The 3,856-nt window shown below is 65.5% G+C and carries 2 protein-coding genes; both read left to right on the top strand.

Annotated features, from left to right (window positions below; genetic code table 11):
• The coding region (locus GTP69_RS30650; RefSeq protein WP_161058404.1) for an efflux RND transporter periplasmic adaptor subunit at positions 1–602 on the top strand (602 nt) is incomplete at its 5' end.
• Positions 595–3,705, top strand: coding sequence for an efflux RND transporter permease subunit (locus GTP69_RS30655; RefSeq protein ID WP_161058405.1), 3,111 nt, complete (start codon positions 595–597; stop codon positions 3,703–3,705). The genes GTP69_RS30650 and GTP69_RS30655, both read left to right, overlap by 8 nt.
• Positions 3,706–3,856 lie beyond the last annotated feature (151 nt).

Raw genomic sequence — 3,856 nt, forward strand, 5'->3', positions numbered from 1 at the left:
CCGCCCGCGCCGCCGCGCGCCTGGCCCAGCTGGGTGCGCACGCTGGTGCTGGCGGCCGCATCGTCGTCCACTCGCCGATTGCCGGCCGCGTGGTCGAGCTGTCGGCTGCCGCCGGCGCCTTCTGGAACGACGCCACCGCGCCGCTGATGACCGTAGCCGACCTGTCCAAAGTCTTCATCAGCGCCAACGCGCAGGAAAAAGACCTGCCGCAGCTGTACGTCGGCCAGCAAGCCAGCATCAAGCTGGACGCCTGGCCGCAGCCGGTGGCCGGCCAGGTGCGCTACATCGGCGAGATGCTGGACGCCGACACCCGCACCATCAAAGTCCGCCTGCCGTTCGACAACCGCGACGGCCACCTGAAACCCGGCATGTTCGCCGAAGCCACGCTGCTGGCGCGTCCGCACAACGGCCTGCTGGTGCCGATGACGGCTGTGATCCAGAGCGGCTTCGCCAGCCGCGCCTTCGTCGAAGTCAAGCCCTGGCAGTTCGAAGCGCGCGAGCTGAAACTCGGCACGCAGATCGGCGAACAAGTCGAAGTGCTGGCCGGCCTCAAATCCGGCGAGCGTATCGTCACCAAGGATGGAGTGCTGCTCAATGATTGAACGTCTGGTTAACCTGTGCTTCAACCGGCGCGGCATCGTCACGTTGATTTTCCTGCTGGTAGCGCTGTACGGCGGCTACTGCTGGACGCAGCTGCCGCTGGAAGCCTACCCCGATATCGCCGACGTCACCTCGCAAGTGGTCACGCAAGTCAATGGCCTGGCCGCCGAAGAAGTCGAACAGCAAATCACCATTCCGCTGGAACGCGAAATCATGGGCACGCCTGGCATGCACGTGATGCGGTCCAAGTCCACCTTCGGCCTGTCGCTGATCACCGTGGTGTTCGAGGATGGTGCCGAAGACTACTGGTCGCGCCAGCGGCTGCAGGAGCGCATTGCCGGTGTCACGCTGCCGTATGGCGCGCAGCCGTCGCTCGACGCCCTCACCTCGCCCATCGGCGAAATCTACCGCTACACGCTGGAATCGAAAAGCCATGACCTGCGCGCGCTGTCCGAGCTGCAACGCTGGGTAGTCATTCCGCGCCTGAAGCAGGCTACCGGCGTGGTCGATGTCGGCAATTTCGGCGGCCTGACCACGCAATTCCTGCTGGAGTTCGATCCCGCCAAGCTGTCCAAGTACAACCTGTCGCTGGCGCAGATTACGCAGGCGATTGCCGCCAACAACGCCAACGCAGGCGGCAGCATCCTCACGCGCGGCCAGCAGGGGCTGGTGGTGCGCGGCGTCGGCCTGATCCACAGCCTGGATGATCTGGGCAACGTGGTGGTGACGCAGAAGAACGGCGTGCCGGTGCTGGTCAAAGACCTCGGCAACGTCACGCTCGGCAACCAGGAACGCCACGGTGTGCTGGGCAAGGACAAAATCTCCGATACCGTCTCCGGCATCGTGCTGCTGCTGAAGAATGAAAATCCGTCGCGCGTCATCGCCGGCGTGCACGAAGCGGTGCAAGACCTGAACGACCACCTGCTGCCGAAAGACGTCAAAGTCGTGCCCTACATGGACCGCAGCACGCTGGTCGACGCCACCGTGCACACGGTCGGCAAGACGCTGATCGAAGGCGTGGTATTGGTCACGCTGGTGATGGTGCTGTTCCTCGGCAGCCCGCGCGCGGCGCTGATTGCGGCGTCGGCGATTCCGGTGTCGCTGATGGTGGCATTCATCCTGATGCACCACTTTAAGATTCCGGCCAATCTGCTGTCACTCGGTGCGATCGACTTCGGCATCATCGTCGATGGCGCCATCTTCGTGCTGGAAGCCATCCTGCTCCAGCGCGAACGGCAGCCGGATGGCCTGCTGTCGGCCAAAGACGCCATGAAAGCCACGCTGCAAGTGATGAAGCCGACCTGCTTCGGCATGCTGGTGATCATGGTCGCCTACCTGCCGCTGTTCGTCTTCCAGCGCATTGAGTACAAGCTGTTCTCGCCGATGGCGTTTGCGGTCGGCTTCGCGCTGCTCGGCGCGCTGCTGATGACCATCATGCTGATTCCCGGACTGGCTTTCTGGGCCTTCCGCAAGCCGCGCAAGATCTTCCACAATCCGGTGCTGGGCTGGCTGATGCCGCGCTACGAAGCGTTGCTGCACCGGCTGGTCGGCAAGTCGAAACTGGTGCTGGCGGTGGCCGGCGCAACGCTGGCGGCGGTGATCGTGGTGGGCGGCGCCATTGGCCGCGACTTCCTGCCGTCGCTGGACGAAGGTTCGATCTGGCTGCAAGTCACGCTGCCGCCCGGCATCTCACTGACCAAGGCGACGCAGATGGCCGACGCGCTGCGCGCCGCCACCTTGCTGGAACCGCAAGTGGCGCACGTGGTCACGCAGCTGGGCCGCAACGACGAAGGGACCGACCCGTTCACGCCATCGCACATCGAATGCGCGGTGACGCTGCAACCGTACGACAAGTGGCCGTCCGGCATGAGCAAGCAAGACCTGATCGACAAGCTGTCGGCGCGCTACAAGCAACTGCCGCGCACCGACGTCGGCTTCTCGCAGCCGATGATCGACGGCGTGCTGGACAAACTGGCCGGCGCCCACAGCGATCTGGTGGTCAAAGTGTATGGCGACGATTTCCACGCCACCCGTAAGCTGGCCAGCGCGGTCGAGCACCTGCTGCGCAGCGTGCCCGGCGCGGCCGACGTCATCATCGACCAGGAACCGCCGCTGCCGCAGGTGCGCATCGACGTCGACCGCGCCGCTGCCGCCCGCCTCGGCATCAACGTGGCCGACGTCATGGCGCTGATCCAGACCGGCATCGGCGGCAGCCCGGTGGCGCAAGTGTATGTGGATGACCGCAGCTACGACGTCGCCGCCCGCTTCAGCGGCCCGACCCGCAACGATCCGCAAGCCATCGGCGACCTGGTGCTGAACGCCGCCAACGGCGCCCATGTGGCGCTGGCGCAGGTGGCGCATATCCATCTGGCCGAAGGCGAAACCACCATCACGCGCGAGATGAACCGGCGCCACCTGACCGTGCGCACCAACTTGCGCGGACGGGATTTATCGTCGTTCCTGGCTGAGGCGCAAAGCCGCATCCAGAAGGAGATCCCGTACGACCACGCGCGCTACCAGATCACCTGGGGCGGGCAGTTCGAGAACCAGCAGCGCGCACAGGCGCGTCTGGCGGTGATCGTACCAGCCGTGCTGGCGCTGATGTTTGTGATGCTGTTCTCGGAATTCGGCAATTTGCGCCAACCGGGGTTGATTCTGCTTGCGGTGCCGCTGTCGCTGCTGGGCGGGCTGGTGGCCTTGCAGATGCGTGGCATGACGTTGAACGTTTCGTCAGCAGTAGGTTTCATCGCGCTGTTTGGCGTGTCGGTGCTGAACGCGGTGGTCATGCTGGCCAACCTGAACCGCTGGCGCGACCTGATGCCGGATGACTTGCGCAATGCCGTCATCACCGGCGCCCGCGAACGGGTGCGACCGGTGCTGACCACCGCCACCGTCGCCGCGCTGGGCCTGGTGCCGGCTGCGCTGGCGCACGGCCTGGGCAGCGACGTCCAGCGCCCGCTGGCCACCGTGGTGGTCGGCGGCCTGGTCACCGCAACCGTGCTAACGCTGGTGCTGCTGCCAGCGCTGTATTACCTGATCGAAGAGCGCGTAGCGCGCCGCACCGCTTCTATGCCTGCGCCCGCGCCAGAAGGAGAGCAACCATGATGAAAAACCTGAGCACCCACATAGCCACGCATAGCGCCGCGCTGGCCGCGTCATTCGCCAGCGCCCCGGCCGCGACGGTGCTGGCGGTGGCGGTGCGCCTGCTGATCGCAGTTCTGGCCACCGGCTGCGCCGCCGGCCCGGACTTCGTGCG

Origin of the sequence: Duganella levis (genome assembly GCF_009857605.1) — a bacterium.
Classification (GTDB): Bacteria; Pseudomonadota; Gammaproteobacteria; order Burkholderiales; family Burkholderiaceae_D; genus Rugamonas; species Rugamonas levis.